The 26,220-nt window shown below is 39.6% G+C and carries 28 protein-coding genes and 1 pseudogene; 24 read left to right on the top strand and 5 right to left on the bottom strand.

Annotated features, from left to right (window positions below):
* Nucleotides 1-21: 21 nt before the first annotated feature.
* The 4 genes and pseudogenes from CSV61_RS01665 to CSV61_RS01655 all read right to left on the bottom strand — a co-directional run.
* Nucleotides 22-282 (bottom strand): annotated as a pseudogene (locus tag CSV61_RS01665) (transposase); the annotation flags it as partial.
* Nucleotides 219-521, bottom strand: coding sequence for a DDE-type integrase/transposase/recombinase (locus tag CSV61_RS01660; RefSeq protein ID WP_483315639.1), 303 nt, complete (start codon nt 519-521; stop codon nt 219-221). The pseudogene CSV61_RS01665 and the gene CSV61_RS01660, both read right to left, overlap by 64 nt.
* 152 nt (nt 522-673) lie before the next feature.
* Nucleotides 674-760: an IS3 family transposase gene (locus CSV61_RS17320; RefSeq protein ID WP_369824264.1), complete on the bottom strand. Its 87-nt coding sequence runs from the start codon at nt 758-760 to the stop codon at nt 674-676.
* Nucleotides 761-846: 86 nt separating this feature from the next.
* The gene (locus CSV61_RS01655) at nt 847-1,413 is read right to left on the bottom strand and encodes a helix-turn-helix domain-containing protein (protein ID WP_099637842.1); all 567 of its coding nucleotides are present in this window, start codon (nt 1,411-1,413) and stop codon (nt 847-849) included.
* A gap of 25 nt (nt 1,414-1,438) precedes the next feature.
* Here CSV61_RS01655 and CSV61_RS16665 point away from each other — a divergent pair, with 25 nt between their 5' ends.
* From CSV61_RS16665 to CSV61_RS01595, 12 genes are all read left to right on the top strand, one after another.
* The gene (locus tag CSV61_RS16665; RefSeq protein ID WP_099637841.1) at nt 1,439-1,711 is read left to right on the top strand and encodes a VOC family protein; all 273 of its coding nucleotides are present in this window, start codon (nt 1,439-1,441) and stop codon (nt 1,709-1,711) included.
* A 1,185-nt stretch (nt 1,712-2,896) separates the two neighbouring features.
* Nucleotides 2,897-3,958 (top strand): MBL fold metallo-hydrolase, encoded by a 1,062-nt coding sequence (locus tag CSV61_RS01640; RefSeq protein WP_158233750.1) that lies wholly within the window; start codon nt 2,897-2,899, stop codon nt 3,956-3,958.
* A 335-nt stretch (nt 3,959-4,293) separates the two neighbouring features.
* Entirely contained in the window at nt 4,294-5,310 is a 1,017-nt protein-coding gene (locus CSV61_RS01635; protein ID WP_158233749.1) for an ABC transporter substrate-binding protein, read from the top strand.
* Between the two features lie 57 nt (nt 5,311-5,367).
* Nucleotides 5,368-6,225: an ABC transporter ATP-binding protein gene (locus CSV61_RS01630; protein WP_099637932.1), complete on the top strand. Its 858-nt coding sequence runs from the start codon at nt 5,368-5,370 to the stop codon at nt 6,223-6,225.
* Nucleotides 6,215-6,985 (top strand): ABC transporter permease, encoded by a 771-nt coding sequence (locus tag CSV61_RS01625; RefSeq protein ID WP_099637838.1) that lies wholly within the window; start codon nt 6,215-6,217, stop codon nt 6,983-6,985. The genes CSV61_RS01630 and CSV61_RS01625 overlap by 11 nt, the downstream gene beginning before the upstream one ends.
* 65 nt (nt 6,986-7,050) lie before the next feature.
* On the top strand, nt 7,051-7,797 hold the full coding sequence (locus CSV61_RS01620; protein ID WP_083031288.1) for an ABC transporter permease: 747 nt from the start codon (nt 7,051-7,053) through the stop codon (nt 7,795-7,797).
* Between the two features lie 115 nt (nt 7,798-7,912).
* Nucleotides 7,913-9,208 (top strand): MFS transporter, encoded by a 1,296-nt coding sequence (locus CSV61_RS01615; protein ID WP_083031274.1) that lies wholly within the window; start codon nt 7,913-7,915, stop codon nt 9,206-9,208.
* Nucleotides 9,209-10,117: 909 nt separating this feature from the next.
* The gene (locus tag CSV61_RS17160; protein WP_255408153.1) at nt 10,118-10,252 is read left to right on the top strand and encodes a cupin domain-containing protein; all 135 of its coding nucleotides are present in this window, start codon (nt 10,118-10,120) and stop codon (nt 10,250-10,252) included.
* Nucleotides 10,253-11,394: 1,142 nt separating this feature from the next.
* A complete protein-coding gene (locus tag CSV61_RS16660; RefSeq protein WP_158233748.1) occupies nt 11,395-11,553 on the top strand; it encodes a hypothetical protein in 159 nt (52 codons plus the stop codon).
* Between the two features lie 670 nt (nt 11,554-12,223).
* Nucleotides 12,224-12,328 (top strand): JAB domain-containing protein, encoded by a 105-nt coding sequence (locus CSV61_RS17315; protein WP_099637837.1) that lies wholly within the window; start codon nt 12,224-12,226, stop codon nt 12,326-12,328.
* Nucleotides 12,329-12,543: 215 nt separating this feature from the next.
* Nucleotides 12,544-13,104 (top strand): YdhK family protein, encoded by a 561-nt coding sequence (locus tag CSV61_RS01600; RefSeq protein ID WP_099637836.1) that lies wholly within the window; start codon nt 12,544-12,546, stop codon nt 13,102-13,104.
* Between the two features lie 91 nt (nt 13,105-13,195).
* Entirely contained in the window at nt 13,196-13,747 is a 552-nt protein-coding gene (locus CSV61_RS01595; protein WP_099637835.1) for a CueP family metal-binding protein, read from the top strand.
* Nucleotides 13,748-13,835: 88 nt separating this feature from the next.
* Here CSV61_RS01595 and CSV61_RS01590 read toward each other — a convergent pair whose 3' ends face one another.
* Nucleotides 13,836-15,548: an ABC transporter ATP-binding protein gene (locus CSV61_RS01590; protein WP_099637834.1), complete on the bottom strand. Its 1,713-nt coding sequence runs from the start codon at nt 15,546-15,548 to the stop codon at nt 13,836-13,838.
* A 338-nt stretch (nt 15,549-15,886) separates the two neighbouring features.
* On the opposite strand from CSV61_RS01590, the gene CSV61_RS01585 reads away from it, so the two are divergent.
* From CSV61_RS01585 to CSV61_RS17310, 12 genes are all read left to right on the top strand, one after another.
* Entirely contained in the window at nt 15,887-16,648 is a 762-nt protein-coding gene (locus CSV61_RS01585) for a class I SAM-dependent methyltransferase (protein WP_099637833.1), read from the top strand.
* Nucleotides 16,649-16,936: 288 nt separating this feature from the next.
* A complete protein-coding gene (locus CSV61_RS01580; protein ID WP_233193476.1) occupies nt 16,937-17,896 on the top strand; it encodes an urea transporter in 960 nt (319 codons plus the stop codon).
* Nucleotides 17,897-17,998: 102 nt separating this feature from the next.
* Entirely contained in the window at nt 17,999-19,579 is a 1,581-nt protein-coding gene (locus tag CSV61_RS01575; RefSeq protein WP_233193474.1) for an ABC transporter substrate-binding protein, read from the top strand.
* A complete protein-coding gene (locus CSV61_RS01570; protein WP_099637832.1) occupies nt 19,569-20,537 on the top strand; it encodes an ABC transporter permease in 969 nt (322 codons plus the stop codon). Before CSV61_RS01575 ends, CSV61_RS01570 begins: the two co-directional genes overlap by 11 nt.
* The gene (locus tag CSV61_RS01565; protein ID WP_099637831.1) at nt 20,538-21,350 is read left to right on the top strand and encodes an ABC transporter permease; all 813 of its coding nucleotides are present in this window, start codon (nt 20,538-20,540) and stop codon (nt 21,348-21,350) included.
* The gene (locus CSV61_RS01560) at nt 21,343-22,092 is read left to right on the top strand and encodes an ATP-binding cassette domain-containing protein (RefSeq protein ID WP_099637830.1); all 750 of its coding nucleotides are present in this window, start codon (nt 21,343-21,345) and stop codon (nt 22,090-22,092) included. Before CSV61_RS01565 ends, CSV61_RS01560 begins: the two co-directional genes overlap by 8 nt.
* Before the next feature lie 13 nt (nt 22,093-22,105).
* Nucleotides 22,106-22,852: an ABC transporter ATP-binding protein gene (locus tag CSV61_RS01555; RefSeq protein ID WP_099637829.1), complete on the top strand. Its 747-nt coding sequence runs from the start codon at nt 22,106-22,108 to the stop codon at nt 22,850-22,852.
* A 213-nt stretch (nt 22,853-23,065) separates the two neighbouring features.
* Entirely contained in the window at nt 23,066-23,539 is a 474-nt protein-coding gene (locus CSV61_RS01550; protein ID WP_099637929.1) for an RrF2 family transcriptional regulator, read from the top strand.
* A 34-nt stretch (nt 23,540-23,573) separates the two neighbouring features.
* Nucleotides 23,574-24,542 carry an LLM class oxidoreductase gene (locus tag CSV61_RS01545; protein ID WP_099637828.1) on the top strand — a complete coding sequence of 323 codons (969 nt, stop codon included), beginning with the start codon at nt 23,574-23,576 and terminating at the stop codon, nt 24,540-24,542.
* A gap of 22 nt (nt 24,543-24,564) precedes the next feature.
* Entirely contained in the window at nt 24,565-24,780 is a 216-nt protein-coding gene (locus tag CSV61_RS01540) for a DUF896 domain-containing protein (RefSeq protein WP_083031244.1), read from the top strand.
* A gap of 32 nt (nt 24,781-24,812) precedes the next feature.
* A complete protein-coding gene (gene hslO / locus CSV61_RS01535) occupies nt 24,813-25,676 on the top strand; it encodes an Hsp33 family molecular chaperone HslO (RefSeq protein WP_099637827.1) in 864 nt (287 codons plus the stop codon).
* Nucleotides 25,677-25,890: 214 nt separating this feature from the next.
* Nucleotides 25,891-26,172, top strand: a complete 282-nt coding sequence (locus CSV61_RS17310; RefSeq protein WP_099637826.1) for a DUF3784 domain-containing protein — start codon at nt 25,891-25,893, stop codon at nt 26,170-26,172.
* Nucleotides 26,173-26,220: the final 48 nt, after the last annotated feature.

Raw genomic sequence — 26,220 nt, 5'->3', positions numbered from 1 at the left:
CCTAAAAGTTAGAGTTTTATGTTACGCAGCTAGTTGGCTGGTGTGAAGACGGTATTGTACCGGACTCATGCCAGCCAATTTTTGTTTGATTCGTTTGTGGTTGTAATAATGAATGTACGTCTTGATCGCTTGTTCCAGTTCTTCGTACGTACGAAGCGGTTCACCATAATACATTTCTTGCTTCATTAAGCCAAAGAAATTTTCCATGGGAGAATTGTCTATACAGTTTCCTTTTCGGGACATGCTTTGGAACACATTGTGTTCTTCCAGTGTAGTGGTCCAATGTGAATTTGGTAATGCCATCCTTGGTCCGAATGGATAGTTGTACGATATTTTGCGTCTTTCACGATATCAAGTGCTTCTTCTAACGGCTTCATCACAAAATCCAGAGTAGGATGCATGCTGATACCGTGGGAAAGAATTTCCCCGTTATACATATCCATCATCGGACTAAGATAGAGTTTACGTCCATCTGAACATTTAAACTCCGTGATGTCTGTGGTGAATTTTTGGTACGGCATAGACGTGTGAAAGCGTCGGTTAACTTGGTTCTTTGCACCGTACCGATGGTACCTTTGTAAGAACTGTAGCGGCGTGATTTTCGAATGAATTTCACACCTTTCAATCCGAGCTTGCGCATAATTCGCTGCACCTTTTTGTGGTTCACCCGGATTCAACGATTGTTTAACTCTAAGTGGATTCTGCGATACCCGTAATTGCCGTTGTGCTCATCAAGAATAGATTGGATGGTTTCCTCCATCTGCCGATTGGGATTTTCTAACTTCCACCGTTTGACATGGTAGTGATATGAAGATTCCGGAATTCCTACAATTTGAAGTACATCAATCAGTCGGAATTCTTCTTTGAGTTCGAATGATAACGCTGCTTGTGCTTTTCGAGATAGCCGTCCGGATCCATCTGGAAAGCTTTTAACTTTTTTAGGTACGCCACCTCTAGACGCAGGAGTTCATTCTCTCTTTCTAATGTCTGTTCACGTGTCATTTCATTCTCTGAAGTAGTCCTTGTGCTTTTAATGTTCTTTGCTTTATCAGTCATGGGTGGCCGTCCTTTCGGTTGGTCCAGGGCTTCTGCACCGCCTTCGAGGAATCTCTTGTTCCATGAAGAGATCATTGGAGGATTTATTAATCCAAAATGAAGTGCTGTTTCATTTAAAGAAGTACCTGTCCTTTTATTAAAGCTTAGTACATCGAGCTTGAATTGAACAGAATAAACTTCCTTACTTTTCTTTCTAAACACTCCTTTGACACCATACATCTCGTATGATTTCACCCAATTTCTAATTTGTGTATCAGCCTTTACTCCATATTCTCTGGCTAATGTCTTATATCGAGTAATGCCATCGAGATACTCTTGAATAATCATCATCTTAAATTCATTACTATAATTAGCCATAATAAAACACCCCAAAAGTTAGATTTTGAACTCTAACTTTTGGGGTGCACATCACTCAGATACGCAGAGCAGGCTTATTTTCATTGACACACTGTCAATCCAAATCGAACTAATGGAAGTCAACGATGAGCCAAGCACGATGTGGGATTATTTGGAGTGGAATTGGGAAGGGTTCCAAAACTTTGTTTTCGTTGTAGATAAAATTGCTACTTGTCTTGAATCTATGGCTAAAAGAGTTTATCAGTTGCTGCAGTCAGGCGAATTCAAATCTGTGAACAAAGGATGTTATGTCTATTAGATTCAGAAACCTTGTTGAAAACTGTATTTAAATTGCTTGAAATAGAGATTCCACAGCCTAAAATAAGTGGAAGATCTTATTACAGAGCCACTGCTTGGCTCTCGGACTTTCACCCAAATTACATTCGTAGTAGAAGACATCAATGCGTCTGCTGGTCGCTTAAGGGATTTACTAAATTTTGAAGTTTTCCAGAATATTGAGTCAGGGCTGCGAAAATACCCCAAGTAGCATGTAAAAGAGAAGCGACAGAGGCTGACGTGGTATTCATATTTTTTAAAACACCTACAATTGAGGTGGAGCTCATTCAATCAGGAAAAAAACCGAGTATTTGGAAGGGGCATATAAGGAAGGACGTAGAAGGAATCCACCATATTTCTTTGGAATTGGACAATCTAAAGGAATGGTTACCCGGCTTTCGAAATAGGATTAGGATGTCATTCAACAAGGCAAGGATCTGAAAGGGCAATATGCCTATTTGGACACCAAAAAAGGGTTTATGATGCTGATTAAATTACTTGAACGTTAATCTTATTAAAATCAAAGTTAAATGGTCTTAGTGTCATGGTACGCCCATGTGCACTCAATTTTAAAAGACGACATTTCGGTCTGAAACGAGCGAAATATCGTCTTTTGTATTAGGTATTATCCCTATCTATGCACTTAAATTTGGGATTGTGTATAGGGCTTATTATAATATATATTTCCTATTCAATTTGAAATAATATTTTATTCTCAATATCGACTTACTGCGTGAAAAATGTATTAGTTATAGTAATAGTTGTCCACCTAGAGTTGAAATCGATATGATGAATCAACGATCCAACTTCTTTTTTAAAGAAAGAGTTACTACATAAACCGATCTACTAATAGGTGATACTTTACGTAGAATTTCACTGGAAAACTATATTACTATTCTATATTTTTCTTGTTGACAATAAATTCAGAAAAGTGTAAAATTTATATAATAGAAATAAAGAAAATATGTTTTGTATACAAAACATATAAAGTGACTGGTTCATGGTATATTAACAAGACTCGTATGAAAACGGTTACAAAGGGAGGTGTTTGATTTTGAAGAAAGGAATGTTGATTAAAATAAGGGAAATGAATTATCGATCAAGACACAAAACGAAATGCATTTCAGATATTTAACCAGTAAAAGAATATTAGGGGGCAGAATAAATAATGCGACTTTTTAGGGGCCTCTTCTTAGGATTGGTAATAGGGATGCTAGGGGCATGTGGCTCCTCCCTTGAACAAGAGAGAGGTGTATCGGCTGAGGGAATTAATAGCAATGAACCTGTTGAAATGAAACCTAGTGAAAATTATGCAACGTTAGAGAGACAGATGAAACAGACAGGAGAAAAAAAGAAAAGTAATTTTAAAGTAACTCTCCTTGGAACTGGCTCACCTCTTTTGAGTATGGAACGATTTGGACCGTCAACGCTAGTTGAAGTTGGCGAGGAAAAGCTACTTTTTGATGCTGGAAGAGGAGCGTCTTTGCGCCTAAGTCAAACTGGTGTGTTACCTGGAAGGGTTAATAAGTTGTTTGTAACCCACTTGCATTCCGATCATACAATTGGAATTCCCGATGTTTGGCTGACGGGTTCATTGCCTACTGCTGGAAAGAGAGAAACATCATTTGAGGTGTGGGGACCTAAAGGAACTAAAAGTATGATGAAAAAAATGGAAGAAGCCTATATTGCCGATGTGGAAGTACGTAAAAAGAATCAGAACGAAACCTTAAGTGGGCTGAATGCAGTTGGACATGATATTGAACAAGGAATAGTTTACGAGAAGAAAGGGATAGAAGTTGTAGCTTTTCTAGTCGATCATGGTCCGGTTAAACCGAGTTACGGTTACAGAGTAAATTATCAAGGTCATTCCGTAGTAATTTCTGGCGATACTCGATATAACGAAAATCTAATCGACTTTGCTAGAGGGACAGACCTACTTATTCATGAAGTTGCAGCAGCTAGACCGGATAATAAATCACCGTCTATTCAAAAAATCCTAGACCTCCATACGACCCCTGAAGAAGCTGGAAAAGTATTTAATAAAGTAAGTCCAAAACTTGCCGTCTATTCGCATATTGTGTTACTTGATGGTCTGACTGATACAGAGGCTAATTTGGCTGTTAGAACGAGTAAGGTATATGATGGTCAAATTGTCATTGGTGAAGATCTTATGTCTTTTGAAATAGGTGATAACATAAGGGTAAAAGATCCACACTTTGTCCTTAACTAATAAATATAGCTTAAAACCAAACTAAAGGAAACCGTACTTCATTCTACGATAAGTTAAAGGCTTTTTACTAATGTTGTGTTATTCTAGATTTTTTTAAAATCATCCTGGTTCGATAACTATTTAGCGAATTGCTGAACTTACTGCAGGGATGGATATCTGAATAATCACTTTACGGTGAACTGTGCATTCGCGTCCTCAACCTGTTTTACTAATTACAACTCTTGTTAAAGGAATAAAGGAAGGCTCGAAGGATTGGTTCCTAAGGAAGAATGAAAGGTTATTACAATACATTTAGGGGTTCTACTGGTATCACATAGAAAATAGGGGGAATGAAAATGAAGAGACTTATTACTGGATTTGTTTTGATCTTACTGGTCGGATTATTGGGTGCATGTGGTTCTGATAACCAAAAAGATGGAAAAGCGTCTGCCGAGGGGAAAAAAGTGGATAAACCGGTTGAAATTAAATTAGGCGTGGGCTATGCGACAGAAGAAAACTTATGGCTGATCAAAGTGGCGTCTGATATGGCACCCAATTATGGGGAGAAATACACATTGGATCTTCAACAGTTCCGGGCGAATACGGATCGATTGAACGCGTATCGTGCCAATCAAATAGACGGCGGAACTTTGGGGCAGGGAGCTTCAATAATGTCGGTCGCGCAAGGTGTTGATCTGAAAGTTGTTGCTAATATAGCAAAAGAGAGCATGGATGAAGGATTTAATTCAACTTTCATGGGATTAAAAGAAGCGGGCTATAAATCGGCAGCAGATTTAAAAGGAAAAACAGTTGGTATTCCAGATTTTAAATCTCCGAGTGATATGTGGGTCCGGTCAAGTGTCAGGGCAGCGGGTTTAAATCCAGATAAAGATATAAATTATGCAGTACTCCCGATCCCTGCAATGGAGGAAGCTGTAAGAAGTGGGAAAATTGACGTAGGTATGTTCCCTCAACCTTTTTATGACATGGCGGTAAATTCAGGTGATTTGGATTCGGTCTTCAACTCTAAGGACGGTGTCCCGGTAGAAGAAGATTTTCTTAATCTATTTTTAAACCCTACATTTATAGATGAGAACCAAGAGGCTGTACAAGCACTTGTAGAAGATTTACAGTTCATGACACAATATTATCTTGAAAATACAGTTGAAGCTCGTCAAACATTATTAGATGCAGAGTTTGTGTTAGCGGAACCAAAAACATATCTCAACTTGACAGATTACCACCGTGTAACAGATGTTTCGTTCGACCGGGAAGGTTGGGATTTTGTACAGGAAATTCTATTGAAAGAAGGTTGGATCGAAAAAGAAGTTGATCTGGATGCATTAATAGACACTTCTTTTATAGGAAATTAAATGCAGTGTTTATCTTTCGAAAGAATGATAGGTAAAATTCGGATGGGGGTGCTGGAAATGAATCTTAGTGTAGTCGTCACAAAAGCGAAAGAAAGCCCAGTGGATGAAGTGAGTACAAGAGAAAGCGCAATTAAAATATCCAATTTGCGTAAAGTCTTTGAACGTAAAGGAGAAGAAATCGAAGCGATCAAAGGAATTGATTTGGATATAAAAGAAGGGCAATTTGTCAGTGTCGTCGGTCCAAGTGGTTGTGGAAAAAGCACATTCCTTCATATTGTCGGTGGTTTTATTGAAAGGACTTCCGGAGTAGTGAGTGTCCGAGGAGAAGAGGTTGGGAAACCTGCTCCAGACCGGGGAATGATGTTTCAAGAGTCGACTCTGTTCCCCTGGCGCAAGGTCTACGACAATGTGGCATGGGGTTTGGAAGCGCAAAAGTTTCCTAAGGGTGAAATCAAGGAGCGAGTTGAATATTTTTTAAAGCTTGTTGGACTTTGGGAATTCAAAGACAATCTGCCTTCCGAGTTATCGGGAGGCATGAGGCAGAGAGTGTCTCTTGCTAGAGTGCTTGCTTTTGACCCTAAAGTGCTGCTTATGGACGAACCATTCGGTGCACTTGATTCTCAAACTAGAGAGACGATGCAAGTGGAACTTCAGAGGATTTGGTCGGAATCAAAGAAAAGCGTAATATTCGTTACACATGATATTGAAGAAGCGGTCTATTTAAGTGATTACGTTGTTGTTTTGACGAAGCGTCCCTCAATAGTTAAAGAAATCTTGAAAATTGAATTACCAAGACCCCGTGATGTATCGATACGTAAGTCTTATGAGTTTATTGATTACAGGAATCATATTTGGGATCTTTTGCATGAGGAGGAAAATGTGAAAAGTATAGGAGGCCAATTCAATGCAGAGTAGCTTAAAGAAAAGTCGCTTTATAGTTGTTTCTTTAGTGGAACTTATCTTTTTCTTCTCTTTATGGCAACTATTGTCAATGACTGATTGGTTTCCTACCTATGTCTCCAGCCCAGCAGTTGTTCTAGGAATTATTAGTGAATTCTTTATGACAGGTGAAGTATTTCCTCATATAGGAATCAGTTTATATCGATCAATTGTCGGATTTTTGCTAGTTGTTTTATTCGGAACAGGCCTGGGGATCTTAGCAGGGTTTTTCCAGCCGATTGGCCGATTTTTTGATCCCGTCATATCTTTCTTTAATCCGATTCCTAAAATTGCTTTACTTCCTGTATTTTTAGTTTGGTTCGGTGTGACAGACATTACAAGGATTCTGATTATTTTTACAAGTGCTTTTTTCCCTTGTTTTATTGCGACATTGGATGGTGTTCGAGGGATTAATAAACTTTATCTGTGGTCAGCAGAAAATATGGGAGCTTCTAAGTTCAAAATGTTGTCGCGGATTGTCCTTCCAGCGGCACTCCCCAAAATATTTGACGGTTGGCGTGTTGCTCTAGCGTTAACTTTTGTCATGATGTTTTCATCAGAAATGATTGGTTCATCAACTGGTAAAGGTTTAGGATTTATGATTTTGAATGCGGACGCATATGGCCGTACGGATATTGTCCTCGCTGCAGTCATAGTTATCGCAGCGTTAGGTTTTCTTTTCGATCGATTGTTAATCGGTTTGAGGCAGCGGGTCTTATGGTGGCAAAATCGATAGTAGATTGAATATTGTTGCGAAATTTTATAGCGCTATAGACGCCAGGATATTGAGGGAGGACGCATATGAAAGCGATAAAAGATTTTATTGTGAAATATTTAGCGTTAATACTAATAGCTCTATTGTGGCAGGGGTTCGTGTTGGCAGAGCTTTTTCCAAGACAGTTATTTCCTGGTCTTGGAGAAATTCTATTAGTATTTGTTGAGCTACTTGCCACAAGCGATCTATGGACAAATATGGGAGTTACAATTTATCGAATCTTGGCGGGTTTCTTCCTCGCAGCAATTGTTGGTATTCCAATCGGGATTCAAATGAGCCGGTCATCATTTATTGATGACCTGATGCAACCAATTTTTACAGCTGGTTATCCTATACCTAGAGTGGCTTTATATCCTATATTTGTACTTCTTTTCGGGTTAGGATCTGGCTCTAAAATATTCACCATTTTTCTAGAATGCATTTTCCCTATAGTAGTAAGTACATACTACGGTGCGAAAAGTGTAAATCATTTGTACGTTTGGTCTGGTCAGAATATGGGGGCGACCGATCGCAAGCTATTTTGGAAAGTGTTTCTGCCAGGGACAGCACCGTCAATTTTTACCGGTTTTCGAATTGCGCTCCCAATAGGGGTGGTTATTGCCGTACTGACAGAAATGATCAGTTCGAATAATGGTATCGGTTATTTTCTCGTTTATTTATCGGCGACCTTATCCCAAAGCAAGGTATTGGCAGTCGTAATTTTTATTTCACTCTTTGGTTATGGGTTAGATCGCTTACTACTGTATGTAAGAAATCGATATGTTTATTGGTAATAGACAGGTATTGTAGATTAGTAAACAAAAATTAAATTCAACGAAGAGAATCGTATACGGGCTTAGGATCTCCAATTGCGAAGTTCCTTAATAGAATAGTATGGGAGGAACCAAAATGAAAATTAAAAATAATAAACGTTGGTTTTATATAGCGACACCTATTTTCTTTCTATGGTTTTTCGGACAAATAGACAAATTGGGAATTTCCATTGTCCAGACTGATCCACAATTTCTGAGTGATCTTGGAATGACAGGGGCCAATGCGAATGCGAAGATTGGCTTCTTAACCTTTATCTTTATGGTAGCATACGCAATCTCCAACTTTTTTTGGGGATTCTTCATTGACAAGTTTGGAGCCCGTAAAACAGCAATCATTGGGGTTTCGATTTGGACAGTGACGATGCTGATAGGCGGACTTGCCACCACCTACGGCATGTTCATGATGACACGGATTTTCTTAGGAATCGGGGAAGGGATGATGATCCCGGTCTGTGGAAAATTCATCGCTACTTGGTTCAATAAAAATGAATTGGGCCGCGCACAGTCTTCCTGGATTTCTGGTAACTATGCAGGACCTGCCATTGGTGCAGTATTCATTTCATTGATCATTGCCACGCTCAGTTGGCATGCGACTTTCTTTATACTGGCTGGGTTGAACTTACTTCTTGTAATGCCGATGTTGATCTTCTTAACAAGAAATGACCCAGAAAGCCATCCTGGCGTCAGCAAAGAAGAATTGTCGTACATAAGACAGGATGATGCTCCGGTTACTGGAGAAAAGAAGAAAAGTTACGTTCAAGATTCCCGTTACTGGATTGTTTGGTTTGGTATGGTGATCACTTCTTTTTTATTTTTCGGTATTAGTATTTGGCTACCAACGTACTTAATGCAAGCCAGGAATTTTGATGTAGATGCTATGACGGGAATCACATCCTTGTCTTGGTTGTTTGCGCTTGGTTTCGTTCTAATCTGTGGTTATTTAGCAGATAAAACGAAGCGCCCTAGTTTAATAGCAACAATCTTGTTTGCTTCCTGTGCAATCTTGTTAACGGTTTCCACTCAAGTTTCGGTCGCCATCATATCCGCTTTGGCATTAGGACTTGCGATGGGGACATTGGGAGGAATCTTTCATTTAAGTAACTTATTTATCGTGCAATTTTCTACACCGGAAACGGCTGGTCGTGCAGCGGGCCTCATGGGTTTCACGAACATATTCGGAGGGTTTTCCAGTTATGTGATGGGGTGGATGCGTGACATTAACGGAGGAGACTTTGGTCCGTCGCTAATTATGTTGATTGCTATCACAGCTCTGGGGTTCATCGCTTACTTATTTACGCTTAAAACAGAAAATAAAGAAGTTCAGGATGCTAAGAAAAAGGTTCAGAATCAATCAGAAATGCAGGCGATATGATCTTTGCTTGGCTATCATTTAGTCTCATGATTTGACTTTAATGAAGTGGCTTTGAATTTGGTGGTCAAGTTAAGAACGTAATGGTAGTTTGCGAGAATATTAATTGCTACTACTATACATTGAATAGCGATTGTATTAAAACAATAGACTTTCTTAGTTTTTAAAAATATAACAAATTGCTACTCTCGCGAGTAGTTTTTTTATTTACAGTATTTTAATTTATAATATAACTAAAATTTTGAAACACCACGATAAACTCTAATTATAAACTAAGAACGGTGTTTGTATGGTGTGTTTTTAATGATATGAACTCACTGGAAATAACTAATTTTGATTAATAAATAGTTCTGAAGAAAATTAAAACAAATTTATGTATTCAAGACTCTCTCAAGTTTAATCTGTAAAGTAGCTCTAATTTCTATATATATTTTCTACTTACGTAATTTCATATAATAAAACGAGTCTGAGATCTTTATTAACAAAGAAAAGCAGCGTTAATATTAAATTATAAATAAAACCTGATTTTGTATAATACTAAATTAGGAAAAAGTAAAAAATGTATGTAGCTAAATTGGAAGACAGGACATTGGATTTGAATTTGTAGAAGTTTTAATAGTAGATTAACCGAAATAGAATAGAGCACAAATGAGGTATATAGGTCGTGAGGCAACGGCAAATAATGGTTCTCATATTATTACTGGAGAGAATTTCACTCTCAATACTATGATTATACCCGCGGGCTGCATTGGTCCTTTACATATACATGATGAAGAAGAGGTATTCGATGTCTAAAAGGTAATGTTGCTGCATTAATTCAAGGAGATAGTGAATTTGAAATATATGAAATTAAATTAAATATTCGGGATTGTATTAGTAGTAGTCCTTCTGGTATATATAGGGACGTTAGAAATGGGGGAGGATGAAGTTCTTTTGTTAGTAATGCTAGGTACAATAAAGCCTAATTTATCCAACTATCCTTTTGGAATTGAGCTAGAAGTGCTTAGAAAGTCTATGGCTAAAGATCAAGAAGCAATTATTAAATAAAAGTAATATATTTTAATATATTCTTTAATTTATGGACATTGAGGTTCTTAGTAGAATTACTATGTATAATTTGGGTAGTCCAACTAAACTCGTCTCATGAATGTATAGTTCATTTTTGTACTGTAGATACTCTATTCAAATTAGTATGACGGAAAGCTTACATGAAATACGAACTGTACTTGCTGACGAAAACCACACATGAGCTCGTTGAGTTAAACGGACAAGTTGTATGGATTTTGAAGGTTACTTCTTCTCCCTATCCTTACAAAGCATGCCGGTACATAATAGGATTCATATGCCACTAGCCATAAAAAATGTTTGTGTTTTTCATGAAAAGCGGTGGAGGTAAAAATTATTGTTCAGGAGAGTGCGGTACATCCAAAAAAATGAAAATGCAGGCAAAGTATTATTTCGAGTGGTAAAAGCCCTGGAATGACTTACTTATATTTTGTTAGTAGAAAGGGAGAGACTATTAAATAGGATATCGAGTCAAAAGTAGTTATTTAGATGTGAAAACATTTCATAGAATGTATATTACAGTATAATAAAGTGCTTGCTGCAGAGAACTTTCCGCTTACTGGGGAAAAGCAGCCACGAAAGCAAATACTGAAATTAGTTTATTAGATAAAAAGATTGCTTACGCTATTATTAAAGACGCTGAAAAAATAGAACGATGGATGTTGACAAACCAAGTCGTTGATTACGTAATTTAAGACGGGGAAGAAACTTCTTCGAATCTAAATAGTAATGAGTTGCTGTAAACAGAGCGAGAGAGTTTCATACAGGGTATTTCCGCTTAAATGCGGAATATATTTTAAAAGTCGATTGATTCCTTCGGGGTGCGGTCGGCTTTTTCTAACTTAAAAATAATATGAAATGGATCTATCAAAAGATTAGTAAATTATTTGAATGAGCGGTATCTAATCAAGAAAAGAGGAGTACTAACAAGTCATTCATCCACTATTTGACTAAAAAAAGGAAGGAAGTTTCACACCTTTAAATTTTGCGGTGTTTATCTGTTGAATGGCAACAGATAAGTTGATGCGTTAACCGATATCAAAAGCATTATTCTTATCCACTGAAAACAGTGAGATGAAGGTCATTGGTAGCAAAAGTATTGGAATATATCGGAAGCATTTTAAATGGTGCTGATAGAGGCAGAAGTCATACAGAACTTAGATCAGGCAATTAAGTTAGGAAAGGCAATTGAGTGTGTTGAATCGGCTCTAAAATTTATGAAGGCTGAATTAAAGTTTGTTGTTGATGTTAATAGCTCTGTTGATACAGGTGATGTTATTTGAGATTATGCTATATCTGCTTCGTGGCAATTTGATGAAAAAAGGATGAAAGAGTTAGCGCTATACATGGTGCAAGAAGGTATAAATCCATGAGGAATGTTTAATATCACAGCGTTCGATTTGAAAAAGATGGACTAGAATGATGCAGTAATCGCAAAAATGACCGAAAAGGTGACGCCTCGGTTCGCATCTCGTAAAAGGTAATCCGCTATAAACCGTTTGTTTATTTTACCACGGAATTCATTCCACCAGGTGCGGAAAGAGTGAATATAAAAGCTAGTTCCACTCGAAACTAGCTTTGTGTGAGAAACGGCTACTAAAATGACGGCGAAAAAATATTACAGTTTCTCGGTTTATATTTATAATGTATTGGACCTTCGGCAACACAGGAAGTCAAGGGATAATTGGATGCTTGTCGGATTAGAGCATTAGTCGATATACCTGTTCCTGAATAGAGTGCAGAAGGTACGGCCTATAAGTAAGCCCCAAAAGGCATGTTGTTTGTAAGGTTAATGTTCTCAGCAGGAAAATTTGATGTCCGTTATAGCTGTAGTAATGGATGGTAAGTAGATGTAGCGTTTTGTTTTAATTTATTTAAACGAAAAATTGAGGTGCTTCATAAGAAGATCGTTTTTAATGAACTATTAAATCCTTTGCTAGTACAGCCTTTATAATGTATTTCCATAACCATCCTAGCGGCAGGCCGGATCGTTTATCTCAAGGCATTGAGGTTACGAAGAGATTGGCTAAGGGTGGTAATGTAACAAGAATTGATTGATCATCTCATTATTAGGGATTATTGTTTTATAATTTCAAAGGAAACAGATATCTCTAATCATAAAGACAAGATTCATAGTGTTTTATGCTCACTGTCCTTCTCAACTTTCAATTCAGAAGGACAATTAAGGAGTTTCTAAGGAGTTTAAAGGTTTAACGTAAAGAACGATGAGGAATTGTTATACTAGTATTAATATAATGAAGGAGTGAAGTCTGATGAAAAAACAAGTACTTTCCATAAGTGCAGCGTTTGCTCTAGTCCTTGCAGGATGCGGAGCGGCAACGCCGAATGAAGAAGAGCCTGTTAAAAGTGAAGAAACTTCACACAATGATATGGAAGGAATGGACCATTCGAGCGATGGCAGTATCCCTGAAGGCTTAGCAGAAGCCGAAAGCCCGACGTACCCTGTTGGCTCTGAAGCCATTATTGAAACGGACCATATGGAGGGCATGAAAGGAGCCACTGCCACGATTGTTGGCGCATTTGATACAGTTGCTTATTCTATCAACTATACACCGACAGATGGTGGTGAAAAAGTGTTAGATCATAAATGGGTTGTTCATGAAGAATTAGAAGATCCAGCACCTGCTCCACTAGAGAAGGAAACTGAAGTGACTGTACTCACCGATCATATGGAAGGGATGGAAGGCGCGACAGCAGAAATTGAATCTGTAGAGCAAACGATTGTCTATATGATCGATTACGCGTCTACAACTGATGGAGAAGAAGTACAGAACCATAAGTGGGTTGTGGAAGACGAGCTATCAGAAAAGTAATATTCCAATGAGAGAGTTGCTTCGCGCAGCTCTTTCGAAATGTATGCTCTTTTAAACAGGCACCAAAATATAGAGAATAGGTTGTGTAAAGATGAAAGGGAAAATGATGGCCATGTTGCTACTAACTACCGCTTTATCCGTCGGTTGTAGTAATGAAAATGCGGATAATACAGTGCAAAAAACACAGGAAACTCAAGAAACACAGGAATCGGTAGATATTAAAGAATTAGTGAACGACTACACAGTGAGAAATGAGGTAGCTGCGTCCGCTTCTATTACATCGTCTGAACTAATTGTCACGGATGATGATGAAAACGTGACAACGTACGATCTTCCCGAAGATGAATTTTTTGTATCGATCGCTCCATTCGTTAACACTACTCACCCATGTGATATCCATAGTCTAACAGGCTGTCAAGGTGAACTGGTTGAGGAAGATTTCAATGTGCATATAGAAGATTCAGAAGGTAATATAATACTCGATGAAGTCAAAACAACTGAAGCTAATGGATTTATCGACTTGTGGCTTCCGCGTGACGGCACATTCACTGTAACGATTACACAAGGCACGAAAGAAACTGTGTCCGAGATTACTACGTTCGAAGGAGATAACACGTGCATCACGACTATGCGTTTGGAGTGATGTCCAAAACACACTGTATCAAATTCCACGTAAAAAATACCTGTGTCACAAACGTAGTAGTTTGCGACACAGGTATTTTGATGTTCTATTATACTTGGTTAGCCTGATGCAGTTGAGCAAATGTACCGTTTTGTCGTAATAAATGTTCATACGTTCCTTGCTCTTCGATACCATCTTCCGTCATCACGATGACTTGGTCAGCATTACGAATTGTTGTAAGGCGATGCGCGATGATGAGTGTGGTTCGATTAACGGCTAATTCTTCTAGTGCTTGTTGAATGATGCGTTCCGTTTCTGTATCGAGTGCGGAAGTCGCTTCATCTAGAATGAGAATGGGTGGATTTTTCAAAAACATCCTAGCGATGGCTAGGCGTTGCTTTTGACCACCTGAAAGTTTTAATCCCCGTTCACCAATTTGCGTGTCATAGCCATTCGGCATGCTGTGGATCAAGTCCGCAAGATGTGCTTTTTCTGCAGCTTCAATCACTTCTTCGTCTGACGCGTCTAATTTACCGTACGCAATATTATCACGGATGGTTCCTGTGAATAAGAAAACATCTTGCTGCACGATTCCAATTTGACTGCGCAACGATTTCTGTGTCATTTCTCGAATATCCATTCCATCAATCGAAATAGAACCTTCATTGACTTCATAGAAACGAGGGATCAATGAACAAATAGTCGTCTTTCCAGCGCCTGAAGGACCGACAAATGCAACAGTTTGTCCAGCGTGAATCGTTAAGTTAATATTACGAAGAACGGGTCGCTCTGCGTCGTAACCAAATGTCACGTCGCTCAGTGTAATATCTCCGCGTAACTGTTCGACGACTTTTGCACCTTTCACATCTTTTATCTCCGGCTCGTGGTTAATTAACGTACGGAACCGACTGAAACCCGCCATACCTTTAGGATACAATTCTAGCAATGCACTGATCTTATCGATAGGTTTAATTAAAATATTGCTAAATAAAATAAAACTGACTAGTTCACCATACGTTAACTTATCATTCACTGTGAACCAAGCACCGACAATTAAAATAACGAGTGTGACGAGGCGAGTGAGCATATACATCGAAGACGTAGCCCAAGCCATGACTTTATACGCTTTTAGTTTAGCTAAGCGGAACTGATCATTGTCTTTTTGGAAACGGCGTAATTCAAAGTCTTCATTCGTAAATGACTTCACCACGCGTGAGCCGGATACTGAATCTTCAACTCTTCCATTCACTTCGGCGATATTTTGGTACATTTTATGCCACGCAGCATTCATCTTCTTATTCGAGAAGGAGACGACCACTGCAAGTAGCGGCACCATTACGATGGCGATTAAAGCGAGTTCGGGGTTGATCGTATACATTAATCCGAACGCACCGAGAATTGTCATGATCGCAATGAAAGCATCTTCAGGTCCATGGTGAGCCAGTTCACCGATATCAAATAAATCGGTCGTGATCCGGGTCATAATATGGCCTGTTTTTGTATTGTCAAAATACCGGAAAGATTGCTTCTGCACATGTTCGAACAATTCACGGCGCATATCCGTTTCGATGTTAATTCCGAGTTTGTGCCCTAAATAACTCACAATATAATGAAGAAACGTACTCACTAAATAGACGAGCAATAATAAAAAGCTGACTGTGACAATTCGATTCCAATCTCCTGACGGCAGAAGTCCGTCGATAAACCACTGAACAGCGAGAGGGAAAGCTAGTTCGAGGAGCGCTACGAAAATGGCACTGAAAAAATCGATTAAAAACAAGCGCCGATGTGGCTTGTAGTATGAGAAAAATTGTGTAATCATGAAGTAATTCCTTTCCGTTGATGTACTAGTAGTATAAAAGAAGTCTAGGGAAAATTCACCTTTTTAAAAAAAGATCGTATTGTGAAAAAGTATGGTATTTGTGTCACAACAAACCTTGCCAAAATCGCGGCTTTATGTTTTATTGATGAATTAAAGCTCACGACTGTTTGAAGTTGCAAAAATCCTGACTAAAATGCTTGAACTGAAAGTTGAATAGACAAACTCACCAGTCAAAGTATTCCTGATCTATACGAGAAAAATAGAGGAATGCGAGAGATTTATAAATTATTGTTACGCTAAAGCTATGTATAGTGAGGATAGAGAAAGGGGAAGGGTATATGTTGGGTTATTATAATAAGCTTTCTTCAGAAGTATATGATATAGACAAATATATTGGTCTGTCATTTGGAGACGTTGAATTTTACAGCGAAAGGTTGGCTTCTTGTGAGGGGAACATTCTTGAGCCCGGGGTGGGTACAGGCCGGATTCTTATTCCGCTACTAGAAAAAGGTTTGAATGTGGATGGTTTTGATGGATCCAGTGAAATGTTAACCATCTGCCGTACTAACTGTGAAAGTAGAGGGTTACAGCCGAAGTTATTTGAAGGGAAGATGGAGTCTTTTTCTTTGGATACAGAATATGAGGCAATTATCGTGCCGACTGGAACGTTTTTGTTGCTACATAAAAGAGAGGATTCTCTTAGTGCTCTGAACAACTTTTATAAGCATCTTTCCGATGGAGGTAAGCTGATTGTAGATATATTTTTGCAAACTGATCTTGCGGTTGGTAAGGTATCGACAAGGGCTTGGGATGTCCAGAACGAGGAAGTGATCACGTTAGAAAGCAAAATAGTGGAGATAGACTTTATTAATCAGTATATCATTACTCATAACCGATATGAAAAATGGAATCATGGGCAATTAACACAGTCAGAGTTAGAAAGGTTCCCGCTTCGTTGGTATGGGGTTGCAGAGTTTAAAACGATTCTAGAACAGGCTGGTTTTGCAGATATTGTTATCTCAGCAGATTACAAACACGGTGAATATCCCACCAATTCAACCCAGATCATCACATTCGAAGCAATTGCTCGTAAGTCATGATCCTGCAATCGTGGACGATGGTTATATAAAAGCTTTAGACATTTCGTTGATCGAAGTGGAAACTAGCGACACGGGTGGGATCACTGCCCATTCCGCAGAACGCGTCCGCTTGGTAGATCGACGTATGCCAAAGACATTTCCGCTATTGGGTTCGATTAAGGTACATATACTGTATAAGAGCGAAGCCATTAGCAGAAAATTTGAGAATAGGACAACTAACACACTTTAGGATATTGCGATTTCATTTGAATCGATAGGTCACTAAAGTAAATGAAGTAGGTGAGGAACTTGGAAGACAAAAACAGAGCAAATCAATCGATGCTAGTGATGAAAGAAGGAAGCTTTACTGCTTTTCTTAAAGAATCTTTAAAAGGGATATCCCAAATCATTTATATCGAAAATACCATAACAGGTCTTCTAATTTTATTAGCTATTACGGTTTCTTCGTTTTCATTAGGGATTATTGCCTTACTATCCGCCATGATTGGGACGCTTGTCGCAAAAATAGGTGGTGCAGATCGAACATTGATCCGCCAGGGTTTGATGAGCTATAATTCTGTGCTTACTGGGTTAGTATTGCAAACATTTTTGACCGGACCTACTGCTTGGATTGTCGCATTGGTAGGAGCAGCGATCACGGCGATATTTACAGCTACACTCATGTATTTCTTTGGGAACGTCGGCATCCCCATCTTAACATTACCATTTATTCTACTCACTTGGTTTACACTGCTTGCATCGTATAAACTTGAAGGCATCAAGTTAAGCGATTCATTATCTCCTCAAAGTTTAGCTAATTGGGAATTGCATATAGAAGGTAAAATCAATCTACTTCAATCCACTTTCAACGGAATCGGTCAAATCTTTTTCCTTACTGAAGCCATACCCGGTCTCTTATTATTCATTGCGGTATTTTGGGCCAGTACGAAAATGGGCATCTACGCGGTCATCGGAAACGTCGTTGCATGTGTTGCAGCTCTTGCTTTAGCTGGAGAACATGCGTTGATCCTGTTAGGGTTATATGGCTACAACGCTATTTTGACTATTTTAGCGGTATCAGTCGTGTATAATACGAAAGAAAATCGCTATGCACCTATTACGGGGATAGTCGCAGCGTGTATTACAGTCCCTCTTATGGCGAGTGTCAGCATTTGGCTACTGCCGTTAGGACTTCCTGCATTAACGATGCCATTTGTACTGAGCACTTGGTTAATACTGGGCGCTAGAAAAATTCTGCCGAATATATAATCGCTCTATTATGAAAATCAAACCGTTAGACAGGACAAACGTAGATGAACATGAAATAATGATAAAATGTGGAAAATCTATAGAAATATAAAGGGGATTGAAATGTTTAGATTAAATAAGAAGGTACTTGTACTATTCATGGTACTTGTAGTTATTGTGGCAGGTTGTAGTAAAAAAGAAGATACAAAAGAATCAACTCCATCTAACGAGAATCGCCTAATTTATGCTTCTGAAGAAGAGTTCGAAGGGCTTAACCCGATTCTCGAAGAAACGAATCTAGATGCATTGTTGTTTCGTGGACTCATGCGATTTGATGAAAACAATAATGTAGTTACCGATATCGCAGACTCCTTCGATGTTTCAGAGGATAAACTTACGTATACGTTTAAGTTAAAAGAAGATATTACATTCCACGATGGGAATGAACTTACAGCAGATGATGTAGTGTTTACGATAGAAAGTGTTATGGATGATCAAAATGCTTCGTTTTTGAGATCTGATTTTGAAGAAGTAGCATCTACTAACGCGCTGGATGACTATACCGTTGAAATTACATTAAAACAGCCATTTACACCTTTACTGGACAAGTTAACGGTACCGATCCTTCCAAAACATGCCTTTGAAGGAGTCGATATGCGAACAGCAGACTTTAACAGTCACCCAATTGGTGCAGGGCCCTATATGTTTGATAAATGGGACCGTGGCAATTCGTTGACACTACAGGCCTATGGTGACTTTTTCGGAACGAAGCCGTCGATTGAAAAAGTCATATTTAAATTTATTCCAGACAGTAACGTCCGTGCACTACAGTTGAAGTCGGGCGAGGTGGATGTGGCCCTGCTAGATCCTGTACAAGTTGAAAACTTGGAAAGAGAAGAGAACTTGACGATTTACGATATTGAATCGGCCGATTACCGAGGTATTTTATTCAATATGAATTTGGATCTTTGGAAAGACGTCAACGTGCGTCGTGCGTTTAGTTACGCAACTGATCGACAGCAAATCGTAAAAGGTATTTTAAAAGGACATGGTTCTGTTGCCTATTCACCATTGCAAAACCATGAATTCCATAATGAGCAAATAGAAAAATATACGTATGATCTAGAGAAAGCGAACGCGCTATTGGATCAAGCGGGTTGGATAGAAAATGACGATGGTATTCGTTCGAAAGACGGAGAAAAACTATCATTTACGATTACCGCCCCTGCAAGTGATGCCGTTCGTGTGAACATGGCAAATTATGTTGCTGAAGGTTTTAAAGACGTTGGTGCGGATGTAAAAGTAGCTGCACTGGACTGGAGCGCAATTACAATTGAAGACGCAGATGCGTTTATGGTTGGATGGGGAAGTCCGTATGACGCAGATCATCATACGCACATCTTGTTTCATTCGGATGAATCGAGTGTAAAAGGAACCGGTTATAACTATGGTGAATATTCGAATGAAAAAATAGATGAACTACTTGCAAAAGGACGTACAGAAACAGATCCGGAAAAACGCAAAGCGATTTATATGCAGTTCCAAGAAGAACTTGCGAATGATCCCGCATTTGTCTTTATTGCCTACGAAAATGCAGTGTATGGTATAAATAAAAATGTGAGCGGTGTGAAAGAACGAACGCTAGGTCATCACGGATCGGGTTTCCTTTGGAACGTCGAGGAGTGGAAGTGGAATGATCAGTAAATGGGTAGGGAAGCGAATGGTGATGGGGATCTTGGTCCTCTTCATCGTGAGCTTCCTCTCTTTTTTCATTATGCAAGCGGCGCCTGGAGATCCTGCTGCTGCTTTCTATGGAGGCAATGCGCAAACGTTAACTGCAGCCGAAAAAGAACGCATAACCCGTGCATATGCATTAGATCGTCCTGTTGCCGAGCAATATATTGCATGGCTAAGTGAGACGGTCAAAGGGAATTTAGGGATCTCCTATAAAGAAGGTAGACCTGTGTCTGAAATTATTCGGGAACGACTACCAAATACGTTACTATTATTCAGCGTGACGATGTTTTCTATCGTACTAGGCTCCATCTGGATCGGCACGGTGGCGGGTATGAAGGCAGGTTCTATTTGGGATAAAGGACTTTCCACATTTAGTATCGCAACGTCTTCCATACCTGCTTTTTGGCTTGGTATTTTGTTCATTTATTTCTTTGCCGTGAGTCTTGGGGTCCTTCCTTCTTCTGGTTCTGGTGATGTGGATGGTCATGGCGGTGTGATTGATAAAATCCGTCATCTCGTTATGCCCGCCAGCGTGTTGATTGTAACGCATGTGGGGATCTACGCTCGCTTTCTACAAGAAAGTATTAAGATAGAAAACAGTCAATATTATGTGAAGGTGGCACGCGCAAATGGTGTATTGGATCGAACCATTCGGAGGGGAATTGTACGTAACGCCTCCATTCCTTATTTAAATTACATGGCAATGACCATTCCATCGTTCTTTGGTGGTTCCATTATTGTGGAATCATTATTTGCTTGGTCTGGACTCGGTCAATTGACGGTAAAGGCAGTTGTGACAAAGGATTACCCTTTATTAATGGGCAGCATTATGGTGACGGGCATCATTGTGGTCATGTCATTATTTATAGTGGATCTTATTATGTATGCCATAGATCCAAAGTTGCGTAAAGGAGGCGTCCGGTAAATGATGTCACGAAAAGCACTTTTGTTTTGGTATAGCCTTCTCGGATTCATTATCTTTTTGACAATGGTTTCAAACTGGCTCGCCCCGTTTGGTCCGAATGACATGAACATGGATGAGGTATATAGTGCACCGAGTAGTGAGCATTGGTTAGGAACGGATCATTTAGGCAGAGACGTTCTATCGCGTTTACTTGAAGGTGGAAAGGTGACGCTAGCAGTAGCAAGCAGTTCCGTGATTTTGTCGCTAGTCATAGGAATTGTCTATGGCGGTATCAGTGGATATTTTGGTGGTGTGATAGATACGGTCATGATGCGATTGCTAGAAGCTCTCATTACCATTCCTTCTCTCATTATTATTTTAGTGTTTCAAGCCATCATTCAAGGTGGGATGTGGGGGATGGCACTGCTCATTGGATTGACGGGATGGCTTGTCACCGCAAGAATTGTACGATCAGAATTCATTCGCCTTAAAGAAGAAGAATTTGTTAAAATGGCTAACATGTTCGGGACGCCTGTTTGGAAAATACTATGGGGTCATTTGTTGCGCAATAGTATCCCTGCGATTTTTGTTGTGACCTTATTTAATTTTGCAGGCGCGATATTTATGGAAGTATCCTTGAGTTTTCTTGGCATCGGTATACCTCCAGCAATTCCTTCTTGGGGGAATATGCTGTACTACGCGCAAAACGATATTTTAATTGGCGCGTGGTGGATCGCGTTATTTCCAGGCATTATGATTTTCTTGACTATTCTCGCCATTAATTTTATCGGAGAGGCGTGGAAAAATCCGGAGCGGAGGCGTGTCAATGATTAAAGTAAGAGATCTATCGATTGCAATACAAGATCAGCACATTACGCAACATGTCAATTTCACAATACCACGCGGAAAAATCACATCATTGATTGGTGAAAGTGGCAGTGGAAAAAGCATGACTGTTTCCGCCTTACTCGGCCTGTTGCCGGTAGACGCGAAAGTAAGTGGATCCGTAATGTACGAAGGGCGAAACGTATTGGATGCGTCTGTTCTGGAATTGGAAAGACTGAGGAAACAAGATGTATTCACAATATTCCAAGACGCATCGAACAGTTTTAATCCTTCTGTGAAGATAGGGCGTCAACTGTATGCATTTTCAGGTGAACGTGTAGGAGATACGATAGAAGTATTTAGCAAGAAAATGCAATGGATTTTAGATCAGTTAGGTCTTGCTTGGGAAGTTGTCGAGCAATATCCTTTTCAATTATCGGGCGGCATGTTGCAAAGATGTATGATTGCGTGTGCATTTTACGTGGAACCTCCTTTACTCATTGCGGACGAGCCTACATCCGCACTTGATATGGTGCTTCAAAAAGAATTCATTCAATTGCTAATTCGGCTCAATAAAGAACGGGGGACGACGATTCTCCTCATCACCCATGACCTGGACATCGTTGCAGAAGCCGCTCATGAAATGGCCGTTATGCAGCAAGGTACCGTAGTGGAAACTGGTGCAGTAGAAACGGTTTTCTTGCATCCTCATCATATCTATACGAAGCAATTATTGGATAGTAGATTTTAGGAGTGGACGGTAGATGTTAGATGTTTCAAATGTATCGAAAAGTTATTTCAGTGGCAACCATAAGCAAAAAATATTGAATGAAATTAATTTAACTGTTCGCAACGGGGAAATTGTGGGGGTAGTTGGAGAGAGTGGTAGTGGAAAAAGTACACTTGCGCGTGTCGTCATGCAACTTGAATCAGCAGATACTGGTTCTATTGCGTTCAATGGTCAACTAGTTACGCGGAAAAATCGAAAATGGTTTTATCAAGCGAGTCAATTGATTTTTCAAAACGCATCAGCAGCGCTAAGTCCTTCATGGACGGTACGGGACATATTGCTTGAACCTCTTCGCACAATGAAAGGAAATCGTGAAGCGCATATTCGGCGAATGCTTAGCAAAGTAAAATTATCGGAAATGCATTTACATAAATATCCTTCCGAATTGAGTGGCGGTGAGCAACAACGTGTCAACTTGCTTCGCTCCTTGTTAATGGAACCTGAATTGCTCATTTGTGATGAAATCATATCCAATTTGGATCGGTTGATTCAAAGGGAAATCATTGACCTACTTCTAGAGTTGAATCAAGAAATGGGTATGTCGATTTTATTCATCGCGCATGATTTACCAGCGGTCATGTATGCATGTGATCGAATTTATGTCATGAAGGATGGACAAATAGTGGACGAAAGTGTGAAAACAGATGGAGCATTCCACTTTTCACATTCGTACGCGAAGCAACTATTTGACTCTGTACTAGGGAAGCGAATGAAGGAATAGAATACGAACTAAACAGCTAGCTTGAAGAGGGTGAAATTCCGTCTTTAGGCTAGTTTTTTTATGAAAATATATGCAACGATACTGTAAATGGTGAGCGAAGTCGAAAACTATACATAGTAAAAAGAGTATGTTATTCTAAAGAAGACAATGATTATCCACGATAGATATGAGTGGGTTCGTCAAATGAATGAGAATGAAAAAGGTGATGATGTAATGCAGATGAAAACAGGAGTGGAACAGTCTTTATACGCCATTCTGATCTTGAATATGTTGCCGGATCGAGCGGTATTGCCAGGAGAAGCCATCAGTCAACAACTTCATGCATCGCCAACATACACCCAAAAGATCTTACGGAAATTAGTCAGAGCGGATTTGATCACTTCTGTTCCTGGAGTGAAAGGCGGGTTTAAGTTAACAAGAAAGCCTGAAGAAATTCGCGTGTACGATATATATTTAGCGATCGAAGGAAAACAGTCACTCTATTCTCCAAGTGGTGTTTTTCATGACATGCTTAATTTAGAAGAAGATCACGACTGCGCATTAACAGCTTTAATGGCAGAGGCCGAGAATTCGTGGAAGTCCATTCTTAAACGCGAAACGGTTGCATCAATTTACGAAGAAATAAATACAGAATATAATCCGAAAGTACAAGCACTGCAAGAATGGCTGAAAGATAAAATGGTCTAAGTGCCAGTAGGATGGCAAGCTAGGTGGAGTGATGATGAATACATTTCAAATGCATCAAGGATTTGCTCGAACGTTCAAAGAAAATAAGTTAACACTCGGCCTGACATTTCCTATGGATCAAGCTGATGAGCACCGTATGCCGAATGCTATAGCGAAACAACTAATGCTTGCCAAACAAGCGGAAGAGGCAGGCTTTGCGGCATTATATGTAAGAGATTCACCTCTTTACGATCCGAACTTCGGGGATAGTGGCGTGAAGCATGACCCTTTTCAACTTCTGGCATATGTAAGTGCGCATACAAGTAAAATCGCGCTAGGTACGGCAAGTGTCGTCACGACGTTGCGGCATCCGCTCCATTTGGCGAAGTCAGCCGCTTCATTAGATGATTTATCCAATCAGCGTCTATTGCTTGGTGTGGCAACAGGTGATCGCCCGATCGAGTTCCCAGCCTTCAAAGTGAATCGAGACGAACGTGATGAACTGTTTAGGGAGTCTATAGACGTAATGAAAACGGTGTGGAAAGAATCTTTCCCTACGATTCAGTCCGAACGTGTTGGACTAGAAGCAGGCGATGTGATTCCTAAGCCACCATTGTCTACCATCCCAATTTTAGGTACCGGATATTCCGGACAAACGATCGAGTGGTTAGCTGAGAATACAGACGGTTGGATGTTTTACGCCCAAGAAGCAAATCGCCAGCAAGATTTGATCAAGCTTTGGCGGCAAGCGACAATTTCATTTAAACCGTTTATACAGCCTTTAACTATTCATTTATCCGAGAAACCGAATACGTCGCCTAGACCTATTCCAATAAAAGTAGGCTTCACATCAGGTCACAAGTTTTTAATCGATTATTTATATGCACTGCAAGATATCGGAGTAAATCATGTGGTACTCGCGATCCGAAATGAAGACCGACCGACAACAGAAGTGATACAGGAGATGCAAGAATTTATCGTTCCGCACTTCAGTGCACATAGTATGCCGCTTATTCGTAAATAATAAATGAAAATGAGGGAATGACATGATCAATCAATTAGGTCGTATTAATGAATTAGCTAAAAAACAGCGTGAGGAAGGCTTAACCAATGCCGAAGTAGTCGAGCAGACCGTATTACGTCAAGATTACTTACGTGAAATCCGCGGACAAGTTATGGATACATTTTCAGGTCTGACAGTCATCGATCCTCTAGGAAATGATGTCACACCCGAAAAATTGCGTGAAACAAAGCGCAACTAACATTCAAAGATATAGAAAGGATGTATAGCAGCATGAAAGATTATTTAGTCAAAGCAGTGGCGTATCAAAATCAAGTGCGCGCATACGCTGTGAATACAACTAAAACAGTAGCGGAAGCACAACGACGGCATGCAGCCCTTCCAACAGCTATAGATGCCCTCGGACGTTCCATGACTGCTGGAGTTATTCTTGGCGCTATGTTAAAGGGCGAAGAAAAAGTATCGGTGAAAATTAATGGTGGCGGCCCACTTGGTACTATTCTTGTGGATTCGAACGCTAAAGGTGAAGTTCGAGGATATGTCTCGAATCCTCAAACCAACTTAGAAATGAACGAAGTCGGAAAGGCAGTCGGGACGAATGGTTTGTTAACAGTCTCAAAAGACGTGGGGCTGATGCATCCTTTCGTGGGACAAATCCCTCTCATTTCCGGGGAAATTGGAGAAGACTATACATCGTATCTTTCTAAATCTGAACAAACAGCGTCTGCCGTCGGAGTAGATGTAGTAATGAATCCTGATTACAGCGTGAAAGCAGCAGGTGGTTTTATTATTCAACTCCTGCCTGGTGCAGATGAAGACGTCATGCGTAAGATTGAGGAGCGAATGAAAGGCATTGCGCCACTCTCTTCCGTAATTGCAGAAGATTGTACACCCGAACAACTACTTGAGCACGTGTTAGGATCGGAAAACGTCACCATGTTAGAAAGTATGCCTGTTCAATTTCAATGTCAATGCTCTCTGGACCGCATCACCAATGCGATTATTAGCTTAGGCAGCGAAGAGATTCAAGATATGATCCAAACAGATGGACAAGCTGAAGCGAATTGTCATTTTTGTAACGAAACCTACCACTTTGATACCGAGCAGTTAGAAGCACTGAAAGAAGTCGCTTTATAATGAAATGAAAATGAGCACCTGTATGAGAAACGGGCATGTTTGTGTAAACAATCATGAACGTTCTGATACGGGTGCTTTTTAGATTGACTTGACTAGACAAGTAGTTCTACACGTGAAACTGATTCATTAATTGAACTACTTGATAATGGAATGAAACCTTTAAACTATATATCCGTATGTAAAGTAAGAAAGAACACCAAAGCGAGGGATCGATATGCTGATCATGCTACTAATTATGGTGGGGTTTATTGGTTTGGGAATTATGTTTATGAACGGCAAAGGCGCGATGATAATTGCGGGCTACAATACAATGTCTCCAGTAGAAAAAGAAAAGTATGATGAGGTTGCACTTTGTAAATTCATGGGGAAGATGATGTTTGCATTGTCTTTTAGCATGGTTTTTGGTTACTTAGTGATATATACAATAACAATTCGTTGTTCTACGTTGGTTTTGTTTTATTTATTGCGATCGTTGTATTTGCGATTATGTATATGAATGCAGAAAACAGATTTAAAAAATAGATAGTGACTAATTACTCGGTGT

Origin of the sequence: Sporosarcina sp. P3 (assembly GCF_002743415.1) — a bacterium.
Lineage (GTDB): Bacteria > Bacillota > Bacilli > Bacillales_A > Planococcaceae > Sporosarcina > Sporosarcina ureae_A.
This window is presented reverse-complemented; position numbering and strand designations above follow the sequence as displayed.